Annotated in this window: 23 protein-coding genes; 12 read left to right on the top strand and 11 right to left on the bottom strand. The window is 60.3% G+C overall.

Features of this window, described 5'->3' with window-relative positions:
• The first annotated feature begins 696 nt into the window (after positions 1 to 696).
• Together ACYZT0_RS18775 and ACYZT0_RS18770 are read left to right on the top strand one after the other, a co-directional pair.
• Positions 697 to 1,410 carry a response regulator gene (locus tag ACYZT0_RS18775; protein WP_462042485.1) on the top strand — a complete coding sequence of 238 codons (714 nt, stop codon included), beginning with the start codon at positions 697 to 699 and terminating at the stop codon, positions 1,408 to 1,410.
• A complete protein-coding gene (locus ACYZT0_RS18770; protein WP_462042484.1) occupies positions 1,407 to 3,017 on the top strand; it encodes an ATP-binding protein in 1,611 nt (536 codons plus the stop codon). The genes ACYZT0_RS18775 and ACYZT0_RS18770 overlap by 4 nt, the downstream gene beginning before the upstream one ends.
• A gap of 113 nt (positions 3,018 to 3,130) precedes the next feature.
• Here ACYZT0_RS18770 and ACYZT0_RS18765 read toward each other — a convergent pair whose 3' ends face one another.
• Positions 3,131 to 3,856, bottom strand: coding sequence for a 4'-phosphopantetheinyl transferase family protein (locus ACYZT0_RS18765; RefSeq protein ID WP_462042483.1), 726 nt, complete (start codon positions 3,854 to 3,856; stop codon positions 3,131 to 3,133).
• 357 nt (positions 3,857 to 4,213) lie between these two features.
• On the opposite strand from ACYZT0_RS18765, the gene ACYZT0_RS18760 reads away from it, so the two are divergent.
• The 3 genes from ACYZT0_RS18760 (at position 4,214) to ACYZT0_RS18750 (ending at position 6,984) form a co-directional block, all read left to right on the top strand.
• The gene (locus ACYZT0_RS18760; protein WP_462042482.1) at positions 4,214 to 4,891 is read left to right on the top strand and encodes a response regulator; all 678 of its coding nucleotides are present in this window, start codon (positions 4,214 to 4,216) and stop codon (positions 4,889 to 4,891) included.
• Positions 4,888 to 6,234 (top strand): ATP-binding protein, encoded by a 1,347-nt coding sequence (locus tag ACYZT0_RS18755; RefSeq protein ID WP_462042481.1) that lies wholly within the window; start codon positions 4,888 to 4,890, stop codon positions 6,232 to 6,234. The genes ACYZT0_RS18760 and ACYZT0_RS18755 overlap by 4 nt, the downstream gene beginning before the upstream one ends.
• A 390-nt stretch (positions 6,235 to 6,624) precedes the next feature.
• Complete coding sequence (locus tag ACYZT0_RS18750) at positions 6,625 to 6,984, top strand: DUF6124 family protein (RefSeq protein ID WP_462042480.1); 360 nt, start codon at positions 6,625 to 6,627, stop codon at positions 6,982 to 6,984.
• A gap of 15 nt (positions 6,985 to 6,999) precedes the next feature.
• On the opposite strand, the gene ACYZT0_RS18745 is transcribed toward ACYZT0_RS18750, so the two are convergent.
• Positions 7,000 to 7,998: an AraC family transcriptional regulator gene (locus ACYZT0_RS18745; RefSeq protein WP_462042479.1), complete on the bottom strand. Its 999-nt coding sequence runs from the start codon at positions 7,996 to 7,998 to the stop codon at positions 7,000 to 7,002.
• Between the two features lie 338 nt (positions 7,999 to 8,336).
• On the opposite strand from ACYZT0_RS18745, the gene ACYZT0_RS18740 reads away from it, so the two are divergent.
• Positions 8,337 to 9,671, top strand: a complete 1,335-nt coding sequence (locus ACYZT0_RS18740) for a dicarboxylate/amino acid:cation symporter (RefSeq protein ID WP_462042478.1) — start codon at positions 8,337 to 8,339, stop codon at positions 9,669 to 9,671.
• Positions 9,672 to 9,815: 144 nt separating this feature from the next.
• Positions 9,816 to 10,997, top strand: a complete 1,182-nt coding sequence (locus ACYZT0_RS18735) for a CaiB/BaiF CoA transferase family protein (RefSeq protein WP_462042477.1) — start codon at positions 9,816 to 9,818, stop codon at positions 10,995 to 10,997.
• A 108-nt stretch (positions 10,998 to 11,105) separates the two neighbouring features.
• On the opposite strand, the gene ACYZT0_RS18730 is transcribed toward ACYZT0_RS18735, so the two are convergent.
• Both ACYZT0_RS18730 and ACYZT0_RS18725 read right to left on the bottom strand, forming a co-directional pair.
• On the bottom strand, positions 11,106 to 11,600 hold the full coding sequence (locus tag ACYZT0_RS18730) for a SprT family zinc-dependent metalloprotease (RefSeq protein ID WP_462046599.1): 495 nt from the start codon (positions 11,598 to 11,600) through the stop codon (positions 11,106 to 11,108).
• 142 nt (positions 11,601 to 11,742) lie between these two features.
• Complete coding sequence (locus ACYZT0_RS18725) at positions 11,743 to 12,345, bottom strand: Yip1 family protein (protein ID WP_449646217.1); 603 nt, start codon at positions 12,343 to 12,345, stop codon at positions 11,743 to 11,745.
• Between the two features lie 267 nt (positions 12,346 to 12,612).
• Between ACYZT0_RS18725 and ttcA the strand changes: the two genes are divergently transcribed.
• Both ttcA and ACYZT0_RS18715 read left to right on the top strand, forming a co-directional pair.
• Positions 12,613 to 13,437: a tRNA 2-thiocytidine(32) synthetase TtcA gene (gene ttcA, locus ACYZT0_RS18720; RefSeq protein ID WP_462042476.1), complete on the top strand. Its 825-nt coding sequence runs from the start codon at positions 12,613 to 12,615 to the stop codon at positions 13,435 to 13,437.
• Between the two features lie 67 nt (positions 13,438 to 13,504).
• Positions 13,505 to 14,179, top strand: coding sequence for a DNA-3-methyladenine glycosylase I (locus ACYZT0_RS18715; protein WP_074879137.1), 675 nt, complete (start codon positions 13,505 to 13,507; stop codon positions 14,177 to 14,179).
• A 105-nt stretch (positions 14,180 to 14,284) separates the two neighbouring features.
• Here the strand turns inward: ACYZT0_RS18715 and ACYZT0_RS18710 are convergent, their stop codons facing one another.
• From ACYZT0_RS18710 to arsC, 3 genes are read right to left on the bottom strand one after another with little or no spacing between them, the layout of a single operon-like run.
• Complete coding sequence (locus ACYZT0_RS18710) at positions 14,285 to 14,710, bottom strand: DUF2069 domain-containing protein (RefSeq protein ID WP_462042475.1); 426 nt, start codon at positions 14,708 to 14,710, stop codon at positions 14,285 to 14,287.
• 1 nt (position 14,711) lies between these two features.
• The gene (gene wrbA / locus ACYZT0_RS18705) at positions 14,712 to 15,308 is read right to left on the bottom strand and encodes an NAD(P)H:quinone oxidoreductase (RefSeq protein WP_462042474.1); all 597 of its coding nucleotides are present in this window, start codon (positions 15,306 to 15,308) and stop codon (positions 14,712 to 14,714) included.
• The gene (gene arsC / locus ACYZT0_RS18700; protein WP_462042473.1) at positions 15,305 to 15,658 is read right to left on the bottom strand and encodes an arsenate reductase (glutaredoxin); all 354 of its coding nucleotides are present in this window, start codon (positions 15,656 to 15,658) and stop codon (positions 15,305 to 15,307) included. Before arsC ends, wrbA begins: the two co-directional genes overlap by 4 nt.
• 114 nt (positions 15,659 to 15,772) lie before the next feature.
• Between arsC and ACYZT0_RS18695 the strand changes: the two genes are divergently transcribed.
• Positions 15,773 to 16,240 carry a TlpA disulfide reductase family protein gene (locus ACYZT0_RS18695; RefSeq protein WP_462042472.1) on the top strand — a complete coding sequence of 156 codons (468 nt, stop codon included), beginning with the start codon at positions 15,773 to 15,775 and terminating at the stop codon, positions 16,238 to 16,240.
• Between the two features lie 116 nt (positions 16,241 to 16,356).
• Here ACYZT0_RS18695 and ACYZT0_RS18690 read toward each other — a convergent pair whose 3' ends face one another.
• From ACYZT0_RS18690 to ACYZT0_RS18675, 4 genes are all read right to left on the bottom strand, one after another.
• Positions 16,357 to 16,761, bottom strand: a complete 405-nt coding sequence (locus ACYZT0_RS18690; protein WP_462042471.1) for an META domain-containing protein — start codon at positions 16,759 to 16,761, stop codon at positions 16,357 to 16,359.
• Complete coding sequence (locus ACYZT0_RS18685; RefSeq protein ID WP_461977866.1) at positions 16,761 to 17,195, bottom strand: hypothetical protein; 435 nt, start codon at positions 17,193 to 17,195, stop codon at positions 16,761 to 16,763. The genes ACYZT0_RS18690 and ACYZT0_RS18685 overlap by 1 nt, the downstream gene beginning before the upstream one ends.
• A 77-nt stretch (positions 17,196 to 17,272) precedes the next feature.
• Positions 17,273 to 18,265 carry a 2-hydroxyacid dehydrogenase gene (locus ACYZT0_RS18680; RefSeq protein WP_462042470.1) on the bottom strand — a complete coding sequence of 331 codons (993 nt, stop codon included), beginning with the start codon at positions 18,263 to 18,265 and terminating at the stop codon, positions 17,273 to 17,275.
• A gap of 86 nt (positions 18,266 to 18,351) precedes the next feature.
• Positions 18,352 to 21,105, bottom strand: coding sequence for a response regulator (locus tag ACYZT0_RS18675; RefSeq protein WP_462042469.1), 2,754 nt, complete (start codon positions 21,103 to 21,105; stop codon positions 18,352 to 18,354).
• Between the two features lie 214 nt (positions 21,106 to 21,319).
• Between ACYZT0_RS18675 and ACYZT0_RS18670 the strand changes: the two genes are divergently transcribed.
• Together ACYZT0_RS18670 and ACYZT0_RS18665 are read left to right on the top strand one after the other, a co-directional pair.
• Positions 21,320 to 22,042, top strand: coding sequence for a response regulator transcription factor (locus ACYZT0_RS18670; RefSeq protein ID WP_462042468.1), 723 nt, complete (start codon positions 21,320 to 21,322; stop codon positions 22,040 to 22,042).
• On the top strand, positions 22,029 to 23,432 hold the full coding sequence (locus ACYZT0_RS18665) for a histidine kinase sensor domain-containing protein (protein WP_462042467.1): 1,404 nt from the start codon (positions 22,029 to 22,031) through the stop codon (positions 23,430 to 23,432). Before ACYZT0_RS18670 ends, ACYZT0_RS18665 begins: the two co-directional genes overlap by 14 nt.
• The last annotated feature ends 52 nt before the right edge of the window (positions 23,433 to 23,484 follow it).

The raw sequence follows: 23,484 nt of genomic DNA, 5'->3' as shown, positions 1-23,484 counted from the left end.
ACGGTGCCCACCGTTCCGTCCTGAAGCACTACAACCGGCGAGTGCCGGGCATACCAACTTCGGGACAGTCAGGAAGGGGGGCTATTGAGCGCCGCTTCCATGCCGAAGTCTTTGGTATCAAGCCATGTGCCTGAGACCGAGTTCCTTGCCTGGGTGACAGTTGGGGACTGCAACACCCGTACCGTTTCTCCCCTTGGGGCTGAAAAACAGCAGCCATCCGCACGCGCGGTTTGGTCTTTCAAAAATTCGTTTGGTTCAACAGGAAAGAGGCAATAAAAGCGCTTGAAATTGGTGTCTGGTTTGTGTTTGGTTTTTTACGCAAAACCCTACATGTAGGGTTTTTTTCGCGCCGGGCTACAAGATAATGCGTTTTGGGGGGGGATTGCAACGTACTACCTGTGGATAAACCTGTGCGTAAATTGTGTGTGAAAGGTGGAACGAGCGTGTAGGCCGCGACGTAGCTGGAGCGGACCGTTTTTCACTGATTTTCAATGATTGAAAACGGCCAGTTGGATTTTTAAGGGCGCGAACCCTATCACAAAAAACCGGGTTGTCCGAACGCATTTACCGGCTTGTGTTCTCAGCGAGCGACGTTTATACAATCGGCCAGTGCGTACGCATTCTTATCCTCCCCAATCATTACAAAAAGACGGGCGGATCCTTCCTTATTAGTGTTGTTGGCAAGCAGAGGTCACCGTGGAACAAGAAGCCTGGCAGGTATTGATTGTCGAGGACGACCAGCGTCTGGCTGAACTGACCCGCGATTACCTCGAAGCCAATGGCCTGCGCGTATTGATCGAGGGCAATGGCGCCTTGGCCGCGGCACGGATCATCAAGGAGAAACCGGACCTGGTGATCCTCGACCTGATGTTACCGGGTGAGGATGGCCTGAGTATCTGCCGCAAGGTCCGCGACAAGTATGACGGCCCGATCCTGATGCTCACCGCCCGCACCGACGACACCGACCAGATTCTTGGCCTCGACCTGGGCGCCGACGACTACGTGTGCAAACCGGTTCGCCCACGTCTGCTGCTGGCGCGTATCCAGGCCTTGTTGCGACGCAGTGAAGCCCCTGAAGTGGCGCCGGAAAAACAACGGCGTCTGCAGTTTGGCCCGTTGGTGGTGGACAACGCACTGCGCGAAGCCTGGCTGAATGACAACGGCATCGAACTGACCAGCGCCGAGTTCGATCTGCTCTGGCTGCTGGTGGCCAACGCCGGGCGCATCCTGTCCCGAGAAGAGATTTTCACCGCGCTACGCGGTATTGGCTATGACGGCCAGGACCGTTCCATCGACGTGCGTATCTCGCGCATCCGCCCCAAGATCGGCGATGACCCGGAGCATCCGCGGCTGATCAAGACCATCCGCAGTAAAGGTTATCTGTTCGTTCCGCAAGCCTGCACGCTGTGAACTCGATCTTCCTGCGCATTTACGGCGGCATGTGCGCGGCGCTGATTCTGGTGGCGGTACTCGGCGTGCTGGCCTTGCACTTGCTCAACCAGGTGCGCAGCGAGCAATACCGAGAACGCCTGGCCCACGGCACGTTCTCGCTGATGGCCGACAACCTGAGCCCGATGAACGAGACCGAGCGCCACCGTGCCTTGCTGGTGTGGGAGCGGTTGCTCGGGATTCCGTTGGCACTGAAAACCTTCGCCCAGACCGACCTCGACCTCACTCAGCGCACTCGAGTGCTGCGTGGTCAGGCGCTGGTGGAACAGACCGGCCCGCATGCAGCGAAGGTTTACCGGTTGGTCAGCGACAAGGAACAGGTGGTGCTGACGGGGGAAGTCCAGCAGATCAGCGAGCAACTGGCCCGGGCGACTATTTACCTGCTGGCCGATGAACTGGTGCGCTATCCGGTGGCCGAGCAGCCCGAACGCCTGGCGCAGTTGAAGCGCGATAAAGGGTTTGGTTTCGACTTGCGGCTGGTGACGATCGAGCAGGCGGACATGGACGAGGACCAGAGTCGCCGGGTGTCCGAAGGCGACACGGTGATGGCGCTGGGCAAGGGCGGCGATTCGATCCGGGTGTTTGCCGGCATGGTCGGTACGCCGTGGGTGCTGGAAATCGGTCCGTTGTATCAGATGAACCCTTATCCGCCGGAGTGGCTGGTGTTGATCGCCGCCCTAGGGTTGAGCCTGATCGGTTTGATCGTCTATCTGCTGGTGCGGCAACTTGAGCGCCGTTTGCGTGGTCTGGAAGCGGCCGCTACGCGCATTGCCAAAGGCAGCCTGGAAACCCGCGTTCCGGCGCGCGGCGCGGACTCGGTGGGACGGCTGGCCTCGGCGTTCAACGGGATGGCCGAGCACTTGCAGCAGTTGCTGGCGATCCAGCGTGAGTTGGTGCGTGCGGTGTCTCACGAGCTGCGCACACCCGTGGCGCGACTGCGTTTTGGTCTGGAAATGATCGGCACGGCCACCACGCCGCAGGCGTTGGAAAAATACTGTGAAGGCATGGACCACGACATCGAGGACCTCGATAAGCTGGTGGACGAGATGCTCACTTACGCGCGGCTGGAGCAGGGTTCACCGGCGCTGAATTTTCAGCGGATCGATCTGGATGTGTTGGTCAATCAGGTGATTGAAGAACTGGCGCCGTTACGCGCCGACGTCACGGTGCAGCGCGGGTTGTGCCTGTCCGCCGCTGACAACGATGATGCGTGGGTCGAGGCCGAGCCGCGCTACCTGCACCGGGCGCTGCAGAACCTGGTGAGCAATGCCATGCGCCACGCTCAATCACGGGTGACCATCAGCTATCAGGTAGGGCAGCAGCGCTGTCGGGTCGATGTCGAGGATGACGGGCCGGGCGTGCCGGAAATGGCCTGGGAGAAGATTTTCACGCCGTTCCTGCGTCTGGATGACAGCCGCACCCGCGCCTCGGGCGGGCATGGGTTGGGGTTGTCCATCGTGCGGCGAATCATCCACTGGCATGATGGCCGGGCGTTGATCAGCAAGAGCAAAAGCCTGGGCGGGGCGTGTTTCAGTCTGAGCTGGCCGAGGAATCAGGAGAAGCGTTGAGATCTCGATTGGCTGGTCTATCGCCTTCGCGGGCAAGCCTCGCTCCTTGGATTGCGTTGTTTCTGTAGGAGCGAGGCTTGCCCGCGAAGAGCCCTCCCAAACACTGAGGATCCTCAGGCCTTGATACCGACCACACTCAACAACTGCCCATCCATGACCCCGAACTGCGCATCCAGCTCAGTGCCACTGCGCCACTCGCTGGACAGATCCGTCAGCAACCGCAGTCGCACTTCACCGCTCTCGGTCCACTCCAGCACTTCGGCGTGCTCGAAATAGAAGCGCTGCTGAACGATCGGATAAAGCGCCTTGAACAGGCTTTCCTTCACCGAAAACGTCAGGGTCACCAACATCGCCAGCTGATCGCGACGGTCGGCGGTCATGCGTTGCAACTCAGGCGGGGTGAGGATTTCCCCGGACAGGCGTTCGGCCCGTTCAGGGTTGAGCAGATTCTCCAGGTCCATCCCCAAGCCGCGCCAGTGGGCTTTTTTAGCGACAATCGCCGCGGCCCGGCCGGTGCTGTGGGTGATCGAGCCCGTGATGTGCGTCGGCCACACCGGCGCCCGGTCTTCACCAATGGCCGGGACAAAACTCAAGCCTTCCAATTGTTGCAACGCCGCCCGAGCGCACACCCGCCCGGCGAGGAACTCAGCCTGACGCTTGGCAACCGAACGCTGGATGGTGGCCGGCGGCTCGATGGCGCTGCGCTGGAAATCATCGCTGGCCAGTTGCGAGGTATCGAAGTGAGTGCTCAACAGCACCGTACCGGGCAGCGCAAATGGCAGCGGCCAATGGGCATCGAGTGGGGTGCAGCAGGCGGGTAGGGCGGGGGCGCGATTCATGTGGGCATTTTGCCGGGTTGCCTTTGTGCTGGGTAGCCCCACACTGATCGTACAACAGCTTGGTCGATTTGATTCAGCTCAGGTTCAGAGTGCGTTCAGGGTGAGTTCAGGGCCAATTGCGTAACCTTGCCCGTACCTAAAAAGCATGCAGCGCATGAGGAAATTCCCTAATGACTGGCTTTAAGAACCTGCTTCTGGCGTTTACCGTCCTGAGCGCGAGTACACACAATGGCATTAAACTCCGTCAGGAAGACCTCATGGGCCGCTACGATCTGTCCTGCCACAGCCAGTCGCCGTGTTAGCCATCGTGAAGCGTCGTTGTACGTCTGGAGATGTTGATTTGTCCGGGAGAGCGTTATGAAACTGCTGGTCGTCGAAGATGAAGCGCTGTTGCGCCATCACCTGCAAACCCGCCTGACGGATAGCGGCCACGTGGTCGAGTCCGTGGCCAATGCCGAGGAGGCGCTGTACCAGACCGAGCAGTACAACCATGACCTGGCGGTGATCGACCTCGGCTTGCCGGGCATGGGCGGGCTCGACCTGATCCGTCAACTGCGCTCGCGCGCCAAGACCTTCCCGATCCTGATCCTCACCGCGCGCGGCAACTGGCAGGACAAGGTCGAAGGCCTCGCCGCCGGCGCCGACGATTACGTGGTCAAGCCGTTCCAGTTCGAAGAACTCGACGCGCGCCTGAATGCCTTGCTGCGCCGCTCCAGCGGTTTCACCCAGTCGACCATCGTCGCCGGGCCCTTGCTGCTGGACCTCAACCGCAAACAGGCGTCCCTCGATGAACAACCGCTGGCGCTGACCGCGTATGAGTACCGAATCCTCGAGTACCTGATGCGTCATCACCAGCAAGTGGTGGCCAAGGACCGCTTGATGGAACAACTCTACCCGGACGACGACGAGCGCGATCCGAACGTGATCGAAGTGCTGGTCGGTCGTCTGCGCCGCAAACTTGAAGGCCCGGCCGGCTTCAAACCGATCGATACCGTGCGTGGCCTCGGCTACCTGTTCAATGAGCGCTGCACTTGATTCGTTCCCTTCGTGTCCGCTTGATGCTCGCCGCCACCCTCCTGGCGGTGCTGTTCATGCTGGCGTTGCTGCCAGCCATGCAGGGCGCATTCAGCCTGGCGTTGCAGGATTCGATCGAGCAACGCCTGGCGTCGGACGTCACCACGCTGATCTCCGCCGCCCGGGTGGAAAACAACCGCTTGCAGATGCCGGCGCAGTTACCTGATGAGCGTTTCAACCTCACTGACAGCCGTTTGCTCGGCTACATCTATGATCGCGAAGGGCACCTGGTCTGGCGTTCGAAGGGCACCCAGCAAGAAAACATCAATTACAAACCGCGTTACGACGGACGCGGTAACGAGTTTGCGAGGATCAGCGAAGTCAACGGCCAGGAGTTCTTCGCCTATGACGTCGAGGTCAAACTGCTGGGCGGCAAGAGCGCGGCGTTCAGCATCGTCGCGCTGCAACCAGTGCGCGAATACGAAGACACCCTCGAAGGCCTGCGGGAAAACCTGTATCTGGGCTTCGGCGCAGCCTTGCTGGTGTTGCTCGCGTTGCTGTGGATTGGTCTGACCTGGGGCTTGCAGGCCTTGCGCCGGCTCAGTCAAGAACTGGACGAAATCGAAAGCGGCACCCGCGAAAGCCTCAGCGAACAACACCCGCGCGAACTGCTGCGCCTGACCGGCTCCCTCAACCGCTTGCTGCACAGCGAGCGTGAACAACGCAGCCGATATCGCGATTCCCTCGACGACCTGGCCCACAGCCTGAAAACCCCGCTGGCCGTGTTGCAAGGCGTCAGCGAAGACATGGCCCAGCGCCCGGCAAATCGCGATCAGGCCTGGGTGCTGCAATCGCAGATCGAGCGCATGAGCCAGCAGATCAGCTATCAACTGCAACGCGCCAGCCTGCGCAAAAGCGGTCTGGTGCGCCACCAGGTGCGCTTGCGCCCGGTGCTGCAAAGCCTCTGTGACACCCTGGACAAGGTCTACCGCGACAAGCGCGTGCGGGTTGCTTTCGATTTGCCGGAACAGTGTTATGTGCCGATCGAGCAGGGCGCCTTGCTGGAAATGATGGGCAACCTGCTGGAAAACGCCTATCGCCTGTGCCTGGGCGAAGTGCGCATCAGTGTGCGCGAAATCCATGGCGGGATTGAATTGTGCGTTGAGGATGATGGGCCGGGCGTGCCACCGGATCAGCGTGCGCGGATTCTGCAAAGGGGCGAACGGCTGGACCGGCAGCATCCGGGGCAGGGGATTGGGCTGGCGGTGGTCAAGGACATCATTGAGAGCTATAGCGCGAAGCTGACGCTGGGGGATTCGCCGATGGGTGGGGCGGCGTTTCGGATTCATTTTCCGGTGGTGTGACCGCTGCCACTGATCTTCCCACGCAGAGCGTCGCAGAGCGTGGGAACGATCATTAAGCGGTGTTTAAAACACATCTCCAGACACTCACTCAGGCTACACATCCTTGCGCCATTGCCTACGACTACGCCAGAATCCGCCGGCTTGTGCGCCTTGGGTCTGGGCTCTATCGTTTGCGGGTCGCTGCCAATTCAGCGTCCGGATTTGACCGTCCGATTCAATCAAGGCGTACCAGTGTCCAAGAAAAGCTTCAGGCTTTTTTGCGGTGGCTGTGCGCGGGACACCTTCGGGTGTGCCGGATACCTTGATTTCCGGTCGGTCAACCCGCGCACAGCTGCCACCTTTTCGTTTGACCGCGAACGGTGGCAGCTCCGCTAATCAAGGAGCATCACCATGTTCAAAGCCACGCCCAACCCTCCGGAAACCGACGACGTTTCCCCCTACGAAACCCCCGATTCCAAAATACTCAACGAAGCCGCCGACCGCGCCCTCGATTACTACCTCAACCCGGCTGCCCACATCAAAGCCACCCCGCGAACACCCAGCACGATGTTCATCGTCAACCCGGAGCTCGATACCGAGACCCTGCTGGCCCACGCTTGCGAGTCGCTGGCCTCGGCCAATGTCATGACCATGGATCTGGCGGATCATATGGAGGGGCCGAGTCGCAATTCGCTGTTGGGTATTGCGCAAATCATCATGCTGGGGGAGCTGGCGGTAAATCGGGCGTTGGATAACATCGATCCACAGTAAACGATCGGTGCGCCTTCAGTTCTCTTTCGCGCGATAAGCCCCAGGCGTCACCCCCGTCCACTTCTTGAACGCCCGATGAAACGCCGAGGGCTCGGAAAACCCGAGCTGCTCGGCAATCTGTTGCAACGACAAATCCGCCCGCCCCAAGTGATAAATCGCAATGTCCCTTCGCAGCTGATCTTTCAATTCCTGAAAACTCGACCCTTCTTCCCGCAAATGCCGACGCAAGGTCTGTGGGCTGATGTGCAAGTGCGCGGCCACCGCTTCCAGGTCCGGCCAGCGTGAACTGTCGCGTCTGAGCAACCGGCGTAGTTGGCTGCTCAAACTGTCGCCGTCATCCGGACGTGACAACAGGTCGGCGGGGGAGCGTTCGAGGAAATATTTGAGTGTTCGTTCGTCCTGTAACAGCGGCATGTTCAGGTAGCGACTGTGAAACAGCAGGCCGCTCTGCGCGGCGGAAAACTCCAATGGGCAGGAAAACAGCAAATCGTATTCGGCGCCGTGTTCGGGCCTCGGGTAGCTGAACGTCGCCTGCTCCAGCCGAATGCGCTGGCCGATCAGCCAGCTGCCGAGTCGATGCCAGACCATCAGCTGGCTTTCGGTGAGGAAGTGGTCCGGGTCGCAGAACTTCGAGTCATCCAGGCTCAGGCGGATCATCTCGCCTTCGCGGGTCAGGGTCAGACGTGGACCTTCGGGGAACAGGCTATAAAACAACAGGCCGCGATTGAGCGCTTTCTCCAGACTGCGGCAGTGAATCACCGCATGGCACATCATCGCGAAGCTGCCGGTTTTGCTCGGTGCCGGCCCGAAGCCCAGGTATTCGTCGTCCAGTGCCAGCCACAACCCCTGAATCAACCGGGTGAACTGCTCAGGCGCGATGCGCGCACGGGGTTCATCGAGCAATTCGGGGCTGATCCCGAGTTGCTGCAACAGGTTCGAATAGTCATAACCCAGCCTTCGCGCACCACCGAGGGCTGCACGGGCGAAATGACTGGCGATGGTGCGCTCGCGCATAAAAGGCAGATCCGTCCATTGAACGGCGGATGGTAGCCGTGAGGCCGACGATGAACAAGGCGGATATCCGCCAAATTGTAGGACGCGATTTGGCTGATGGGCGGGAATCCGCCACATCGATGTCATCGAGCAGTGACCAGGAAAAACCTGTAACCCTTGATGTCAAAAGGCTTGCAGGCTTTTTGACGAAGGTGGCACGGGCCTTGCGATACAACCAGCAGATGCCTGCCGTTGCGCAGCTCGACAAAACAAATCCCTCCAGTGCAGGAGGGTTCGCAAATGAGGTGTCGTTGACAACAGATGGATGTTGTCGCGGGACGCTCTTGAGGAACTTTGCAATGACGACTCGTCAGCCACTGTACAAATCCCTGTATTTCCAGGTGATCGTTGCTATTGCCATCGGCATCCTGCTCGGTCACTTCTACCCGCAGACCGGTGTGGCCCTCAAGCCGCTGGGTGACGGGTTCATCAAACTGATCAAAATGATCATCGCCCCGATCATCTTTTGCACCGTCGTCAGCGGTATCGCGGGCATGCAGAACATGAAATCGGTCGGCAAGACCGGCGGTTACGCGCTGCTGTATTTCGAAATCGTTTCGACCATCGCATTGCTGGTCGGTCTGGTGGTGGTCAACATTGTGCAGCCGGGTGCCGGCATGCACATCGACGTCACTACGTTGGATGCCTCCAAAGTCGCGGCCTATGTGGCGGCCGGTGCTGATCAAAGCGTCGTTGGCTTCCTGCTGAACGTGATCCCGTCCACCATCGTCGGCGCGTTCGCCACGGGCGATATCCTGCAAGTGCTGATGTTCTCGGTGATCTTCGGTTTCGCCCTGCATCGCCTGGGTGCCTACGGCAAGCCGATCCTGGACTTCATCGATCGCTTCGCCCATGTGATGTTCAACATCATCAACATGATCATGAAACTCGCGCCACTCGGTGCCTTCGGTGCCATGGCGTTCACCATCGGTGCCTACGGTGTGGGTTCGCTGGTGCAACTGGGCCAGCTGATGTTGTGCTTCTACATCACTTGCCTGTTGTTCGTTCTGGTGGTGCTGGGCGGTATCGCTCGCGCTCACGGCTTCAGCGTGCTGAAAGTGATTCGCTACATCCGTGAAGAGCTGCTGATCGTGCTGGGTACTTCTTCTTCGGAATCGGTACTGCCACGCATGCTGATCAAAATGGAGCGTCTGGGTGCGAAGAAATCCGTTGTAGGTCTGGTGATCCCGACCGGTTACTCGTTCAACCTCGACGGTACTGCGATCTACCTGACCATGGCGGCGGTGTTCATTGCCCAGGCAACCGACACCCACATGGACATCACTCACCAGATCACCCTGCTGGTGGTGTTGCTGCTGTCCTCCAAAGGCGCTGCCGGTGTGACCGGTAGTGGTTTTATCGTGTTGGCTGCCACCCTGTCCGCCGTTGGCCACTTGCCGGTAGCTGGCCTGGCGCTGATCCTCGGTATCGACCGCTTCATGTCTGAAGCCCGTGCCCTGACCAACCTGGTCGGTAACGCGGTTGCCACCTTGGTTGTGGCCAAGTGGGTCAAGGAACTGGACACCGACGTGATGCACGCCGAACTGGCTTCTGGCGGTCGCGGTATCTCCGACGAGCGTGAAGAAGACGACCTGGGTGTGGCTGAAGGCCCAACCCCAACCAACGTCAGATAAGACGACTTCACTGAAAAAACCCGCTTCGGCGGGTTTTTTCATGGCTGCGAATTGAGCACAACGGTCACTGCGCCTGGCGCATAAGGTGATTGCTGCAATGCCAATGGCTGCCTAGTCTGGAGGCATCGTTTACGGAGAACACCCATGCTCGGTCCACTGGCATCACTCAAGGTTCTGGATTTCTCGACACTGCTGCCGGGGCCGTTCGCCTCACTGTTGCTGGCGGACATGGGCGCCGAGGTGCTGCGCATCGAATCACCGACTCGCATGGACCTGCTGCGAGTTCTGCCGCCCCATGATCAGGGTGTTTCCGCCAGTCACGCCTACCTCAATCGCAACAAACGCAGCCTGGCGCTGGACCTCAAGCAACCTGAGGCGTTGGAGGTGATCAAACAGTTGCTGCAGGACTACGACATCGTGCTGGAGCAGTTCCGCCCCGGTGTGATGGAACGATTGGGCTTGGGATATGAAGCCTTGAAGGCGATCAATCCGAAACTGATCTACGTGTCGATCACCGGTTACGGCCAGACCGGTCCTTACAAGGACCGCGCCGGCCACGACATCAACTACCTGGCGCTGGCGGGGCTGGCGAGCTACAACGGCCGCGCCGACAGCGGACCGCTGCCGTTGAGTATGCAAGTGGCGGATATCGCCGGTGGCTCGTTGCACGGGGTGATCGGGTTGTTGGCGGCGGTCATCGCCCGGCAGCAATCAGGGTTGGGGCAACATCTGGATGTGAGCATGACCGACTGCGCGTTCAGCCTGAACGCCATGGCCGGTGCCGGGTATCTGGCCTGTGGTGAGGAGCCGGGGAGGGAGGATCAGATGCTCAATGGCGGCAGCTTCTACGACTATTACCGTTCGCGCGATGGGCGTTGGTTGTCGGTGGGTAGTCTGGAGCCGGCGTTCATGCAGCAACTGTGTACGGCGCTGGGACGGCCGGAACTGGCAGCCCAGGGCCTGTCACCCAAACCCGCCGAGCAACAGGCGCTGAAGAATGCGTTGAAGGTTGAATTCGAGAAACATGACTTTGCCGGGTTGTGCGAGCTGTTTGCCGGGGTTGATGCGTGTGTGGAGCCGGTGTTGAGTGTGGGCGAAGCGTTGCGGCATCCGCAGTTGAAGGCGCGGCAACTGGTGACTGAAGTGCCGCGGGGGGATGGTTCTACGCAGGCGCAGATGGCCTGTCCGTTGAGGTTTTCAGACGGGTTGCCTGAGCCGCGGCACATCGGTGCAGCGCTGGGGCAGCATACGGATCAGGTGTTGGGGGAGTTGGGGTATAGCACTGAGCGGATCGAAGCGTTGCGGCGTGCCAAGGTCGTCGTATAGATCGTTCCCACGCTCCGCGTGGGAATGCCGCCCTGGACGCTTCGCGTCCACTGTGGCGCAGAGCGTCACGGGATGCATCCCACGCAGAGCATGGGAACGATTATGCGGTCACTCGACCCGCATCTCCCCACTGAACACCAACGTGCTCCGACAGCGCCGACACAAATACCGCCGCCCCTGGCGCACCAAACCATGACGCTGGGCCGAAAACGGGAAATCACTGCCCGCACACGGGCATTTGTAGATGTAGCGGGTCACGCTGCGGCGTTTGACGTCGTACGTGTGGCAGCGATTGGGCGGCAGTTCGTACACGCCGCGCATGATCAGTTGCCACTCTTCACCGTGGGGCGTAATGCGGTCGCCGAACAGTTGATGGGCGATCAGGTGCGCGACCTCGTGGGCCACGGTTTGCTTGAGGAAGTCCTCGGTGTTTTCCCGGTACAGCTGCGGATTGAAGCGCAGCAGGTTCTCGTGCAAATGCGCGACACCGGCTTTTTGACCGCGCAGCTTGAGGCTCACCACGGGGCGTTTGAAAGGTCGTTTGAAAAAGGATTCAGCGAGTTGGTAACAGTCTTCGATGCGGGTATTGAGTTGCTCGGGCATGCTTGATGGATCTCCAGAGACGTCGAGTATGCCGCAACCTTCGGGACTTGCGAATCGCTCAGGCGCCGAATGGTCGTCGCTCATTAGAAGGCCGCCTTGCGGCGGCCTGTGTTGGCAGATCTTGTTTTTGGGTGATGTGTTGCTAGTTCGTATAGACCGGCCCCACGCCGAGTCCCCAGACAATCACCGTGAACGCCATGATAGCCACCAGCACTACCAGGCCTACGGCAAGCACCGAACTTGAAAACAGAAATCCCTCGTCTGATGGAATGTTCATGAAAGTAGGTAGCCCCACATACAGCAGGTACACCGTGTAGCAGATGGCCGCGGTGCCGACGACCATCCCCAGCCACATGTGTGGGTACAGCGCCGCCAGACCGCCAATAAACAGCGGTGTCGCGGTGTAGGTTGCAAAGGCAACGCAGCGTGCCAGGCTCGGGTTGGCGTCATAGGTGCGAGCCATCCAGTGGATGAACGCGCCCATTACCGCAACACCGCCGAGCATCGCCAGGTACGACATGACCGTCATCCATAGCGCACTCTCCACCGTCAGCATCACCGGTGCTCGACTGCCAATGACCCAGCCGACCTGAGTGGTGCCGATAAACGCCGACACCGCGGGGATTGCCGCCAGAATCAGGGTATGAGTGAGATACATGTGGCTGATGCTTTCCTCCTGGTCGCCACGGATCTCTTTCCATTCTTGGTCAGGGTGGGTGAAGAGCCCCACTACGTGATGGATCATGCCAGTCACTCCTCTTGTTTTACCGTCGCCCCCCAGTGGAGCGCCTACGGGCCAAAGTGGCCGAGTAAGGAAAGGTCTGGATATGTGTGTGACCTTAAGTCGCAGTATAGAAAGGTCTTCACGGCGCAGGTTGCAGGGTGTTAGAGCAAATCGCACTGTAAACACACCTGTTAATCGCCGCAGGGTCTGTCGCTTAGAGGCTCTTCGCCCCCGAAGCGTTTTTGCGTAAAATGCTGACCTTTCGTCATACCTCACGGATTTCGCGTCATGGGTACTCTTACGGTCAACCAGAACAAACTGCAAAAGCGCCTTCGCCGTCAGGCCGGTGAGGCTGTTGCCGATTTCAACATGATTGAAGACGGCGACAAGGTCATGGTCTGCCTGTCCGGTGGCAAGGACAGCTACACCCTGCTTGACGTGCTGATGCACTTTCAGAAGGTCGCTCCGATCAAGTTCGAGATCGTGGCCGTGAACATGGACCAGAAGCAGCCGGGTTTCCCTGAGCACGTGCTGCCGGCCTACCTCAAAGCGCTGGGCATCGAATACCACATCGTCGAGAAAGACACCTATTCGGTGGTCAAGGAACTGATCCCGGAAGGCAAGACCACCTGCTCGCTGTGCTCGCGCCTGCGTCGCGGCACGCTCTACACCTTCGCCGACGAAATCGGCGCGACCAAAATGGCCCTCGGTCATCACCGCGACGACATCGTCGAGACCTTTTTCCTGAACATGTTCTTCAACGGTTCGCTCAAAGCCATGCCGCCCAAGCTGCGGGCCGACGATGGCCGCAACGTGGTGATCCGCCCGCTGGCCTACTGCAACGAAAAAGACCTCCAGGCCTACTCGGACTTCAAGCAATTCCCGATCATCCCGTGCAACCTCTGTGGTTCTCAGGAAAACCTGCAACGGCAGGTGGTCAAGGACATGCTTGAGGAGTGGGAGCGCAAAACCCCGGGCCGGACCGAAAGCATCTTCCGCAGCTTGCAGAACGTGATCCCGTCGCAACTGGCGGACCGCAATCTGTTCGACTTCACCAGCCTGCGTATCGACGAAACCGCCATGTCGCGGTTCGTTAACGTAGTCAACCTCTGACGCTTTCTACCGCTCAGACCTACGGCGCTCGCGGGCGCCGTTTTCATTTCATTCCTCAGGAGAGGGCATGCGCGATTACAAGTGGCTGCACGAATACTGTCTGAACCGCTTCGGTTCAGCGGCTGAACTGGAAGCCCACCTGCCCGTTCCGAAAACCCCGGCGCAATTGCGCAAGATCAGCGACGACCGCTACCTCTCGACCATGGCGCTGCGCGTATTCCGCGCCGGGCTCAAGCACAGCCTGGTGGACGCCAAATGGCCAGCGTTCGAAGAAGTGTTCTTCAAGTTCGACCCGGAAAAAGTTGTGCTGATGAGCGCCGAACACCTTGAGCGCTTGATGCAGGACGCGCGGATCATTCGCCATCTGGGCAAGCTCAAGAGCGTGCCGCGCAATGCGCAGTTCATTCTGGATGTGGCGCATGAGAAGGGCAGTTTCGGCGCGTTGATCGCCGATTGGCCGGTCACGGATATCGTCGGTCTGTGGACCTACCTGAAAAAACGTGGGCATCAATTGGGCGGGTTGTCGGCACCGCGATTCTTGCGGATGGTGGGCAAGGATACGTTTGTGCCGAGCTACGACGTGGTCGCGGCGTTGAATGCGCAGAAGATCGTCGACAAGGTACCGACCAGTCTGCGGGATCTGGCCACGGTGCAGGGCGTGTTCAATCAGTGGCATGAAGAGAGCGGTGGGCGGCCGATGAGCCAGATTTCGATGATGCTGGCGTACACAGTGAATCATTAACACCGAGTCGCGCCATTCGCGGGCAAGCCTCGCTCCTACAGGGATGGTGGTGCCCTTGTAGGAGCGAGCGGTGCGGCGATCCGACTTGCCCGCGAAGGCGTCAGTTCAGGCGACTCTAATCTCGCCCTCGCCAGCCAACTTGCGATTGAGCTGAAACCGCCACCGCACATACAGCAGCGCCGAGCAGAATACCGCCAGGCTCGCCCCCATTTCCAGCAAACCAAACACCTGCCGGTTCGGGTCATACGCCGCCAGTGCGCCCTTGATGAAATACAGGTTCACCACAAAACACATCCATGAATGCCCGCGCGCGCTGCCGACAATCATCCCCGGCGCCAGCAACAGCAGCGGCACCAGTTCGATCAGCAGAATGACCCACGGCCGGGCGCCGTGCAGGTCGGCAACCACCAGGTAGTAGGCGCAGAGCAGCCCCACCAGACCGACAAAGCACAGCAGGCTGACGACGCGCATCGCTCGAACCCTGGGTTCGAGCCATTCGATGGAGGGCAGAATCTTCGGCTTCTTGGCCACGTTAGCGCTCCAGTTTCTGTGCAGTCTTGGCCAAGCGCAGGCCCAGGGCCCGGCACAGCGCGACTTCATGTTCATTCAAGCCGCTTTTGCCATCGGCCCCGGCGTGATGGCTGGCGCCGTAAGGCGTGCCGCCGCCACGGGTTTCCAGCAGAGCCGATTCGCTGTATGGCAGGCCGGTGATCAGCATGCCGTGGTGCAGCAATGGCAACATCATCGACAGCAGCGTGGTTTCCTGGCCGCCGTGCAGACTCGCGGTGGAGGTAAAGACCCCGGCCGGTTTGCCTACCAGTGCGCCGGTCAGCCACAGGTTGCTGGTACCGTCGAGAAAGTACTTGAGCGGCGCGGCCATGTTGCCGAAGCGGGTCGGGCTGCCGAGGGCCAGGCCCGCGCAGTTCTTCAGGTCGTCCAGGCTGGCGTACAGCGCGCCTTCGTCCGGAATGTCCGGCGACACGGCTTCGCACTCGGTGGAAATCGGCGGCACCGTGCGCAGGCGCGCTTCCATCCCGGACTGCTCGACGCCCCGGGCAATCTGCCGGGCCATTTCATTGGTCGAGCCGCTGCGGCTGTAATACAGAACCAGAATGTACGGCGCGCTCACGGCAACAGCTCCAGCACGTTCTCCGGCGGCCGGCCGATGATGGCTTTGTCGCCGACTTCGAGAATCGGTCGCTCCATGAGTTTCGGGTTTGCGGCGATGGCGGCAATCAATTGCGCCTCGCTGAGGCTGCTGTCGGCCAGGTTGAGGGTTTTGTACTCGTCCTCACCGGTACGCAGCAGTTGCCGGGCGCTGATGCCCAGCTTGGTCAGCAGGCTCTGGATTTGCGCGGCGTCCAGCGGCGTCTCCAGGTAGCGGACCACCGTCGGGGTCAGGCCACGGGTTTCGAGCAGTTCGAGCGCACCGCGGGATTTCGAGCAGCGCGGGTTGTGATAAAGCGTCAGATCGGTCATGTGCGGTTCGCATCTTGCGTAAGGTGACGGCTATTCTAACTGTGCAGCGCGTAATCCAGAACCTTGGGAGGCGATGGGTCGCAGGCGCATTCAATTTTGAACAAGGATCACGACATGACTAGGCGACTGGCAGCGGCATTGGCGATCATGGGCACGTTGATGCTGGGGGGCTGCGGTAACGACTATGGCGTCGACCAGAACGGCCAGAAAGTCGCCGCCGAACGTTTGGACAAACAATGGCTGGTACTCAATTACTGGGCTGAATGGTGCGGGCCCTGCCGAACCGAGATCCCGGAATTGAACACCTTGGCCGATCAACTCAAGGACAAGAAGATTGGGGTGTTCGGGGTCAACTTCGACAACGTGCAGGGTGAAGAGCTGAAAAGCGCCAGCGAGAAGCTGGGGATCAAGTTCACCGTGCTTGCTGCGGATCCGGCGGAGCTTTTTGAATTGCCGCGCAGTGAGGCGTTGCCGGTGACTTACATCATCGATAACAAAGGCAAGGTAAGGGAACAGCTGATGGGTGAGCAGACGGCGGCGGGGGTGATGGCGAAGTTGGAGGCGTTGCGGGCTACTAACTGATGATCGTTCCCATGCTCCGCGTGGGAATGCCGCCCGGGACGCTCCGCGTCCCTGTGACGCAGAGCGTCACTTGATGCATTCCCACGCAGGAGCGTGGGAACGATCAGCTAGAGGGATCAACCCTCTTCAAGCCACCAACGCAACGGTTTCCCTTCCGCCGGCCAAAAGCGCATCTGCTCGATCGGCGAGACGTCCCAACGGTGAACGTTTTCCAACGCCTGGAGGAAACGCTTTTCCTGCTCCATCAACGCCGGCGCACACAGTTTGCGGGTGCTGCCGACTTTGCCGAAGCTCAACTTGTCGCCTTCCAGGGTGTACGGCGCGAACCAGTGGTTGCAGCCGCCGTTGCCATAGGCCCGCCCGTCTTCACCGAGGGTGACGGTCAGGTGGCTGTAGTCCATCAACGGACGTTCGCCGATCCACTCCAGAATGTAGCTGCGGTTCTGTTGCAATTGAACCGGCTCGGCGGCGCAGCCCAGCAGGCTGGCGCCAACCATCGCGGTCAGAGCAAGGCGTTTCATCACGCGGGCTCCTGGCATTTCGGGCACCGGTGCTTCTCGGCGACGGTGGTCCAGCCCAACTCGGCGATTCGTGCAGTGGCAGCCGGCTTTTCAGCCTTGTTGCCCAGCTTGGCATCGACCGCGAACTCGAAGCTCAGCTCTTTGGCGCAGCTGTCGCAGTTGACTTTCCAGGTGTGGATCGCCAGTTCGCCGAACACCGGACCACTGGCCACCGCGACCCATTGGCCGGGCGGGTTGATCAGGTGGCGAACCGTTTCGACGGTCAGGCGCATGGACAAGTCCTTGGCACCCTTGAGGGTCACTACCAACACGTCGTTATTACGAATCGAGCCGCCGTTGCCGGTGACTTGATAACGCCCCGGCACAAGGGCGCGGCATTCGGTGAGGGTGTGTTGCGGGTTCATCAGGCTATAGCGGAAATCGTGTTCGACCATGGGTCCTCCAAATATGCGCGGCATGCTAGCACGGACATCAGCGCAGCATGGCACGGGCATATGACCTTCGATCTGGTTCAGTCAGCCTTCACCAGATTCACAGGCGCGCCCACCGCCCAAGCCGCGATGTTCTGCAGGGTGGTCGCGGCAATCGCGCCCAGCGCTTCGCGGGTCAGGAAGGCCTGGTGAGCGGTGACGATCACGTTCGGAAAGGTCAGCAGCCGCGCCAGCACATCGTCCTGCAGCGGCAGGTCGGAACGGTCCTCGAAGAACAGCTGCGCCTCCTCTTCATACACATCCAGCCCCAAATAACCCAGTTGACCGTCCTTCAATGCGTCGATCAGTGCCGGTGTGTCCACCAGACCGCCGCGTCCTGTGTTGATCAGCATCGCGCCGGGCTGCATGTGCGCCAGCGACTCGCGGTTGATCAAGTGTTTGCTCTGCTCGTTGAGCGGGCAGTGCAGGCTGATGATCTGCGACTCGGCCAGCAGTTGCGGCAGGCTCAGGTAACGAGCACCGAGGGCTTCGACTTGCGGATTGGGGAAGGGGTCGTAGGCCAGCAATTGGCAGCCAAAGCCGTTCATGATTTTCGCGAAGGTCGCGCCGATTTGTCCGGTGCCGACCACGCCGACGGTCTTGCCCACCAAGTCGAAGCCGGTCAACCCGTGCAGGCTGAAATCCCCTTCGCGCGTGCGGTTGTAGGCGCGATGCAGGTGTCGGTTGAGCGCCAGGATCAGCGCCACTGCGTGTTCCGCCACCGCGTGGGGCGAGTAGGCCGGGACGCGCACAATCGACAATCCCAGAAGCTTCGCCACCGCCAGGTCGACATGGTTGTAACCGGCCGAGCGCAGGGCGATCAGGCGTGTGCCGCCGGCGGCCAGTCGTTCGAGCACCGTTGCACTGAGGTCATCATTAATGAAAGCGCAGACCACCTCGTGATACTCCGCCAGCGCCACCGTATCGAGACTCAGCCGCGCCGATTGAAAGTGCAGCTCGATGCCGGCCGGTAGCTCGGCACTGAGAAAACTGTCGCGGTCGTAGGTCTGGCTGCTGAAAAGAATCGTGCGCATGCGGTCCTCCATTTGACTCGGTCACGCTTTTTGCTACAGAGTCCGGTGAGCTTAGCGCTGAAGGTATTTGGCGCCGTTGCGCTGCATCAGGCATTTATACGGGCATGAGCGGCCAGGCGATTGATGGCCCGGTCGAGGTCTTCCAGCGCGCTGGGGGCTTTCGGGTCCTGTTGCTTGAGCAGCGTTTCGCTGCGCTGGCAGGCGGCGCGCAGTTGCGGGACGCCGCAATAGCGCGTTGCGCCATGCAGGCGATGGACTCGCTCGATCAGGGCGTTCTGGTCGTTGTTTTCCCGGGCAAAGCGAATCGCTTCGCGGTCGGCTTCCAGCGACGCCAGCAGCATCGCCAGCATGTCTGCCGCCAGATCAGCCTTGCCGGCCGCCAGGCGCAAACCTTCCTCGTGATCGAGCACCTGCAACTCATGACCGCCGCCGTGGCTGTCGCTGGAGCGCTCCGGCCCATGATTGCGCAGCGCCAGGCCGGTCCACTTCAGCACCACTTGGGCCAGTTGCCGTTCGCTGATCGGTTTGGTCAGGTAGTCGTCCATACCACTTTGCAGCAGCGCGCGCTTTTCGTTGGCCATGGCGTGGGCGGTGAGGGCAACGATCGGCAGCGGCGTGCAATGCCGTTCATTTTCCCACTGGCGAATCGCTTCGGTGCTTTGACGCCCGTCCATGCCGGGCATCTGAACGTCCATCAGCACCAGATCGAAGGTTTCGATCTGCACCGCTTTGACTGCTGCGTAACCACTTTCCACCGCGAGTACTTTGGCGCCCATGTCTTCGAGCAGAGTTTGCACCAGTAACAGGTTGGCCGGGTTGTCGTCGACGCAAAGCACCTTTGGCGCACGGCTGGACACCGGTCCGCCGGGTTCGCTGCGCTGCTGACGCGGGTTGACCAGGTCGGACAAGGCCCGCCGCAGCTTGCGGGTGCAGGCCGGCTTGGCCTGGAGCTGGCTGTGCGGGTTGGGCACCGAGAGGTGGAACAGCGTCTGTTCGGTGGTCGGGCACAATACCAGCACCTTGCAGCCCAAGTGTTCGAGGTCCCAGATGTGCTGGTTGAGGCGCTCCGGTGGCATGTCATTGCTGGTGATGCCGAGCACCGCCAGGTCGATCGCCTGATCGGTCTGATGTGCGCTGGTCACGCCATTGGCCAGGCTTTCCAGGGTATTGAACGGGGTGACTTCGAGGCCGCAGTCTTCCAGTTGATGTTGCAACGCCTGACGGGCCAGTTCGTGATTTTCCAGTACCGCCACCCGGCGGCCGAGCAACGGCGGACCGGGCAGGTCTTCGGCATCGTCGCGGGTTTTGGGCAGGCTCAGGCTGATCCAGAATTCCGAGCCTTCGCCAGGCGTACTGTCGACACCGATCTCGCCGCCCATCTGTTCGATCAGGCGTTTGGAAATCACCAACCCCAGACCGGTGCCGCCCGGTTGCCGGGACAGCGAATTGTCGGCCTGACTGAAGGCCTGAAACAAGGCGCGCACGTCCTGGTTCGACAGCCCGATGCCGGTGTCCTGAATGCTGATGCGCAGTTGCACGCTGTCTTCATGCTCTTCTTCGAGCATGGCCCGGGCGACGATGGTGCCTTCGCGGGTGAACTTGATCGCGTTGCTGACCAGGTTTGTCAGGATCTGCTTGAGCCGCAGCGGATCACCCACCAGCGACAACGGCGTATCGCGATAAACCAGGCTCACCAGCTCCAGTTGCTTGGCGTGGGCGGCCGGGGCGAGGATGGTCAGCGTGTCCTGGAGCAGGTCGCGCAAGTTAAACGGAATATTGTCGAGCACCAGTTTGCCGGCCTCGATTTTCGAGAAGTCGAGAATTTCGTTGATGATTCCCAACAGGCTGTCGGCGGATTTTTCGATGGTGCCCAGATAGTCGAGTTGGCGCGGGGTCAGCTCGCTTTTTTGCAGCAGGTGCGTGAAGCCGAGAATGCCGTTGAGCGGCGTGCGAATTTCATGGCTCATGTTGGCCAGGAACTCGGATTTGATCCGGCTCGCTTCAAGGGCTTCCTTGCGCGCCAGGTCGAGTTCGATGTTCTGGATCTCGATGGTTTCCAGGTTCTGGCGCACGTCTTCGGTGGCCTGATCGATGCTGTGCTGCAATTCTTCCTGCGCATTCTGCAGGGTCCCGGCCATGCGGTTGATGCCGGACGCCAGTTCATCCAGCTCCTGGCTTCCGAGGGGCGGCAGACGGGTTTCCAGATGACCGTCCTTGAGTTGCGCCACCGCTTGCTTGATCTGACTCAGCGGCCGATTGATGGTCCGGCCCATGCGCAACGCCAGCAATGCCGCACCGGCCAGGCCTGCGCCGATCAACAGCAGGCTGGCGAACAGGCTGCGGTAACCGCGCAGCAGCATGCCGTTGTGGGACAGTTCGATTTCGACCCAGCCCAGCAGGCGGTCGGCTTCATCGGGAATCACGTCACCGGCCAGATTGCGGTGCTTGCCGAACACTGGCAGCAAGTAACGTGTAGCGTCATTGCCGCTGCGGCGCAGCATCTGCGGACTGTTGCCGACTGGTGCCTGATTGAGCATGGTCGGGCCGGCGTGGGCCAACAGGGTACGGTCGGACGCGAGGAACGAAACGGTGCGCACGTCTGTTTGTTCGAGGGATTGGGTGGCAATGCGTTCCAGCAAGTCGGTGTTCTTTTGGCCCATGGCCGGGGCCACCAGGGGCGCCAGTTGTTCGGCAATCATCTCGCCACGCTGCATGAGCTGGGTTTGCAGGTCGGATTGCTGCATCCAGGTGAAATAGCCGCCCAGAACCAATGCCATCAGGCTGGTCGGCAACAGGGTCAGCAATAGCACGCGGCCTTTAATTCCCAGTTTCTTGAGCACGCATCTCTCCTGCATCCAGCTATTTAATGACCTGCACGTACGTCCGGCACGCGCCACTTGCGCAGTGTAGCGATTTGCAGGCATGCAATCTTCGTAAAATTGATGTCGGCATTCGTCGGCTCGATCGCCACTTTTACGTCATGGGCAAAGCTTGGGTTGCCCACAGCGAGGCAATCTTGAATAATCGCCAACTGAGAATTATTTGCAGATACTCATGACTCCCCTCTCTGTTGCCCACCCCCGAATTCTTTCCATCGAAGACGACCTCGTGCTCGGTGCTTATGTTCATGAGCACCTGGGACGTTACGGTTTTCAGGTGACCTGGTGCCAGAACGGTCAGGAAGGTCTGACCATCGCCCGCCAGCAAGCCTTCGATCTGGTGTTGATGGATATTCTGCTGCCGGGCCTGGACGGGCTGAACGTGCTGACACAGTTGCGCCAGAGCCATTCCACCCCGGTGGTGCTGATGTCGGCGCTCGGTGCCGAGGCAGATCGCATCAGTGGCTTTCGACTAGGCGCCGATGATTACCTGCCCAAACCCTTCAGCATGGTTGAGTTGCGGGTGCGCATCGAAGCGATCCTGCGGCGGGTTGCGCTCGACCGCCGGCCAGCGCCGGCACCGATTGCCCCTTTGACGGGCAATCTGCGTTTCGACGATGAACGCTGTGATGTCTTTTATGGCGAACACGCTGCCGGTCTGACCCGCAGCGAGTACCGGTTGCTGGAAACGCTGAACCGCAGCGGCGATGAAGTCCTGAGCAAAGCCTTCCTTTATCAGCATGTCTTGCAGCGAGGTTATGCGCCCCATGACCGCAGCCTCGACATGCACATCAGCCAGATCCGTCGCAAGCTCAAGGCCATCGGTTACACCGAGCGGGAAGTGCGCACGGTCTGGGGCAAGGGGTACGTATTAAGTGCTGTCGATGAAATGGTCTGACTTGCCAGGCAGGCATTCGCTGTTCTGGAAGCTGGCCTGTTTGTTGGTGGCGTTCTGTTTGCTGATGATCTGGCTCAGTTGGTCCTGGGGCCGCTACATGGAACAGAAAAACCTGTTCCTGTCCGACGAGGCCCGGGGCACGCTGACCCGCTACGCCGCTGAGGTCGAGCAGGCATGGAATAAGCGCCAGAGTGCAGACGTCGATGTCTGGTTGCAGAGTATCGGCCTTCGCGAGTCGACGTGGGTCGGTGTGATTGGGGGCGATTTGCAGTCATTGAGCAGTTACCCGCTGACGGAAAAAGAAATCCAGCGCCTGACCTTTTTGCGCGGCCTGGACTGGCCGATGAGTCGCCATACCAAAGGCCTGCCGTGGCTGCGCGTGCCTTTTCCCAGCGATCCGTCCGCCGGCAGTCTGGTGATCGAACTGCCCCAGCGTTTTATGCCCGGTCGCTACCGGGTGTTCTGGCGGGTGATCACCAACGGCGTGATTCCCGGACTGTTCACCTTACTGTTGTGCGTCGGTCTGTATCGGTTGCTGGTCGTGCCGTTGAACAGTCTGCGCGAACAGGCCAATGCCTGGCGTGCCGACCAGCTGAGCGTGCGCCTGTCGAGCCAAACCACCAACCGCTCGGATGAGTTGGGTGAACTGGGGAGGGCCTTCGATCACATGTCAGAGCGCCTGCAAAGCACGGTGGCCCTGCAACAACAACTGCTGCGCGACCTGTCCCACGAATTACGCACGCCCTTGAGTCGCCTGCGGGTGGCCAGCGAAAGCGAGCAGGGGTTGACGCAATTGCGCGAACGCATTGGCCGAGAGGTCGATGGCATGCAACGGCTGGTGGAGGACACCCTGCAACTGGCCTGGCTTGACACCGAGCGCGCCCCATTGCCCGACGAAGCCATCCAGATCCAGGCGTTGTGGGAGATGATTACGGAAAATGCCTGCTATGAAAGTGGCTGGCCAGCGAGCCAGTTGCAGTGTGCGGTGGATGCGTCCTGCTGGGTGCGCGGCAATCTCAATACGTTGGCCCAGGCGCTGGAAAACATCCTGCGCAATGCCATTCGTCATTCACCGCCGGGCGGCGTTGTGCGTCTGGAAGGGCAGCGCGATGGCGAATTCTGGCATGTGTGGCTGGAGGATCAGGGCGGCGGGGTGGCTGAAGAAGATCTGGAGCGGATCTTCTGTCCGTTCATTCGGCTCGATGGCTCGCGGCCGGGGGATGGTGGGTTCGGGTTGGGGTTGAGCATTGCGCGCAACGCGGTGCAACGTCAGGGCGGGAGTTTGTGGGCTGAGAACACTGAGGCCGGGTTGCGGTTGAATATGACATTGTTGTCGCACGACTTGTTGACCGAGTCGCGGCCTTCGCGGGCAAGCCTCGCTCCTACGTGATTTGCAGTGCACAAGGAGCGAGGCTTGCCCGCGAAGAGGCCCTCCGAGCCAC

It is taken from the genome of Pseudomonas sp. ZS1P83, from assembly GCF_054897825.1.
Note: the sequence above shows the minus strand (reverse complement) of the source record. Positions and strands in the feature narration are given on the sequence as shown.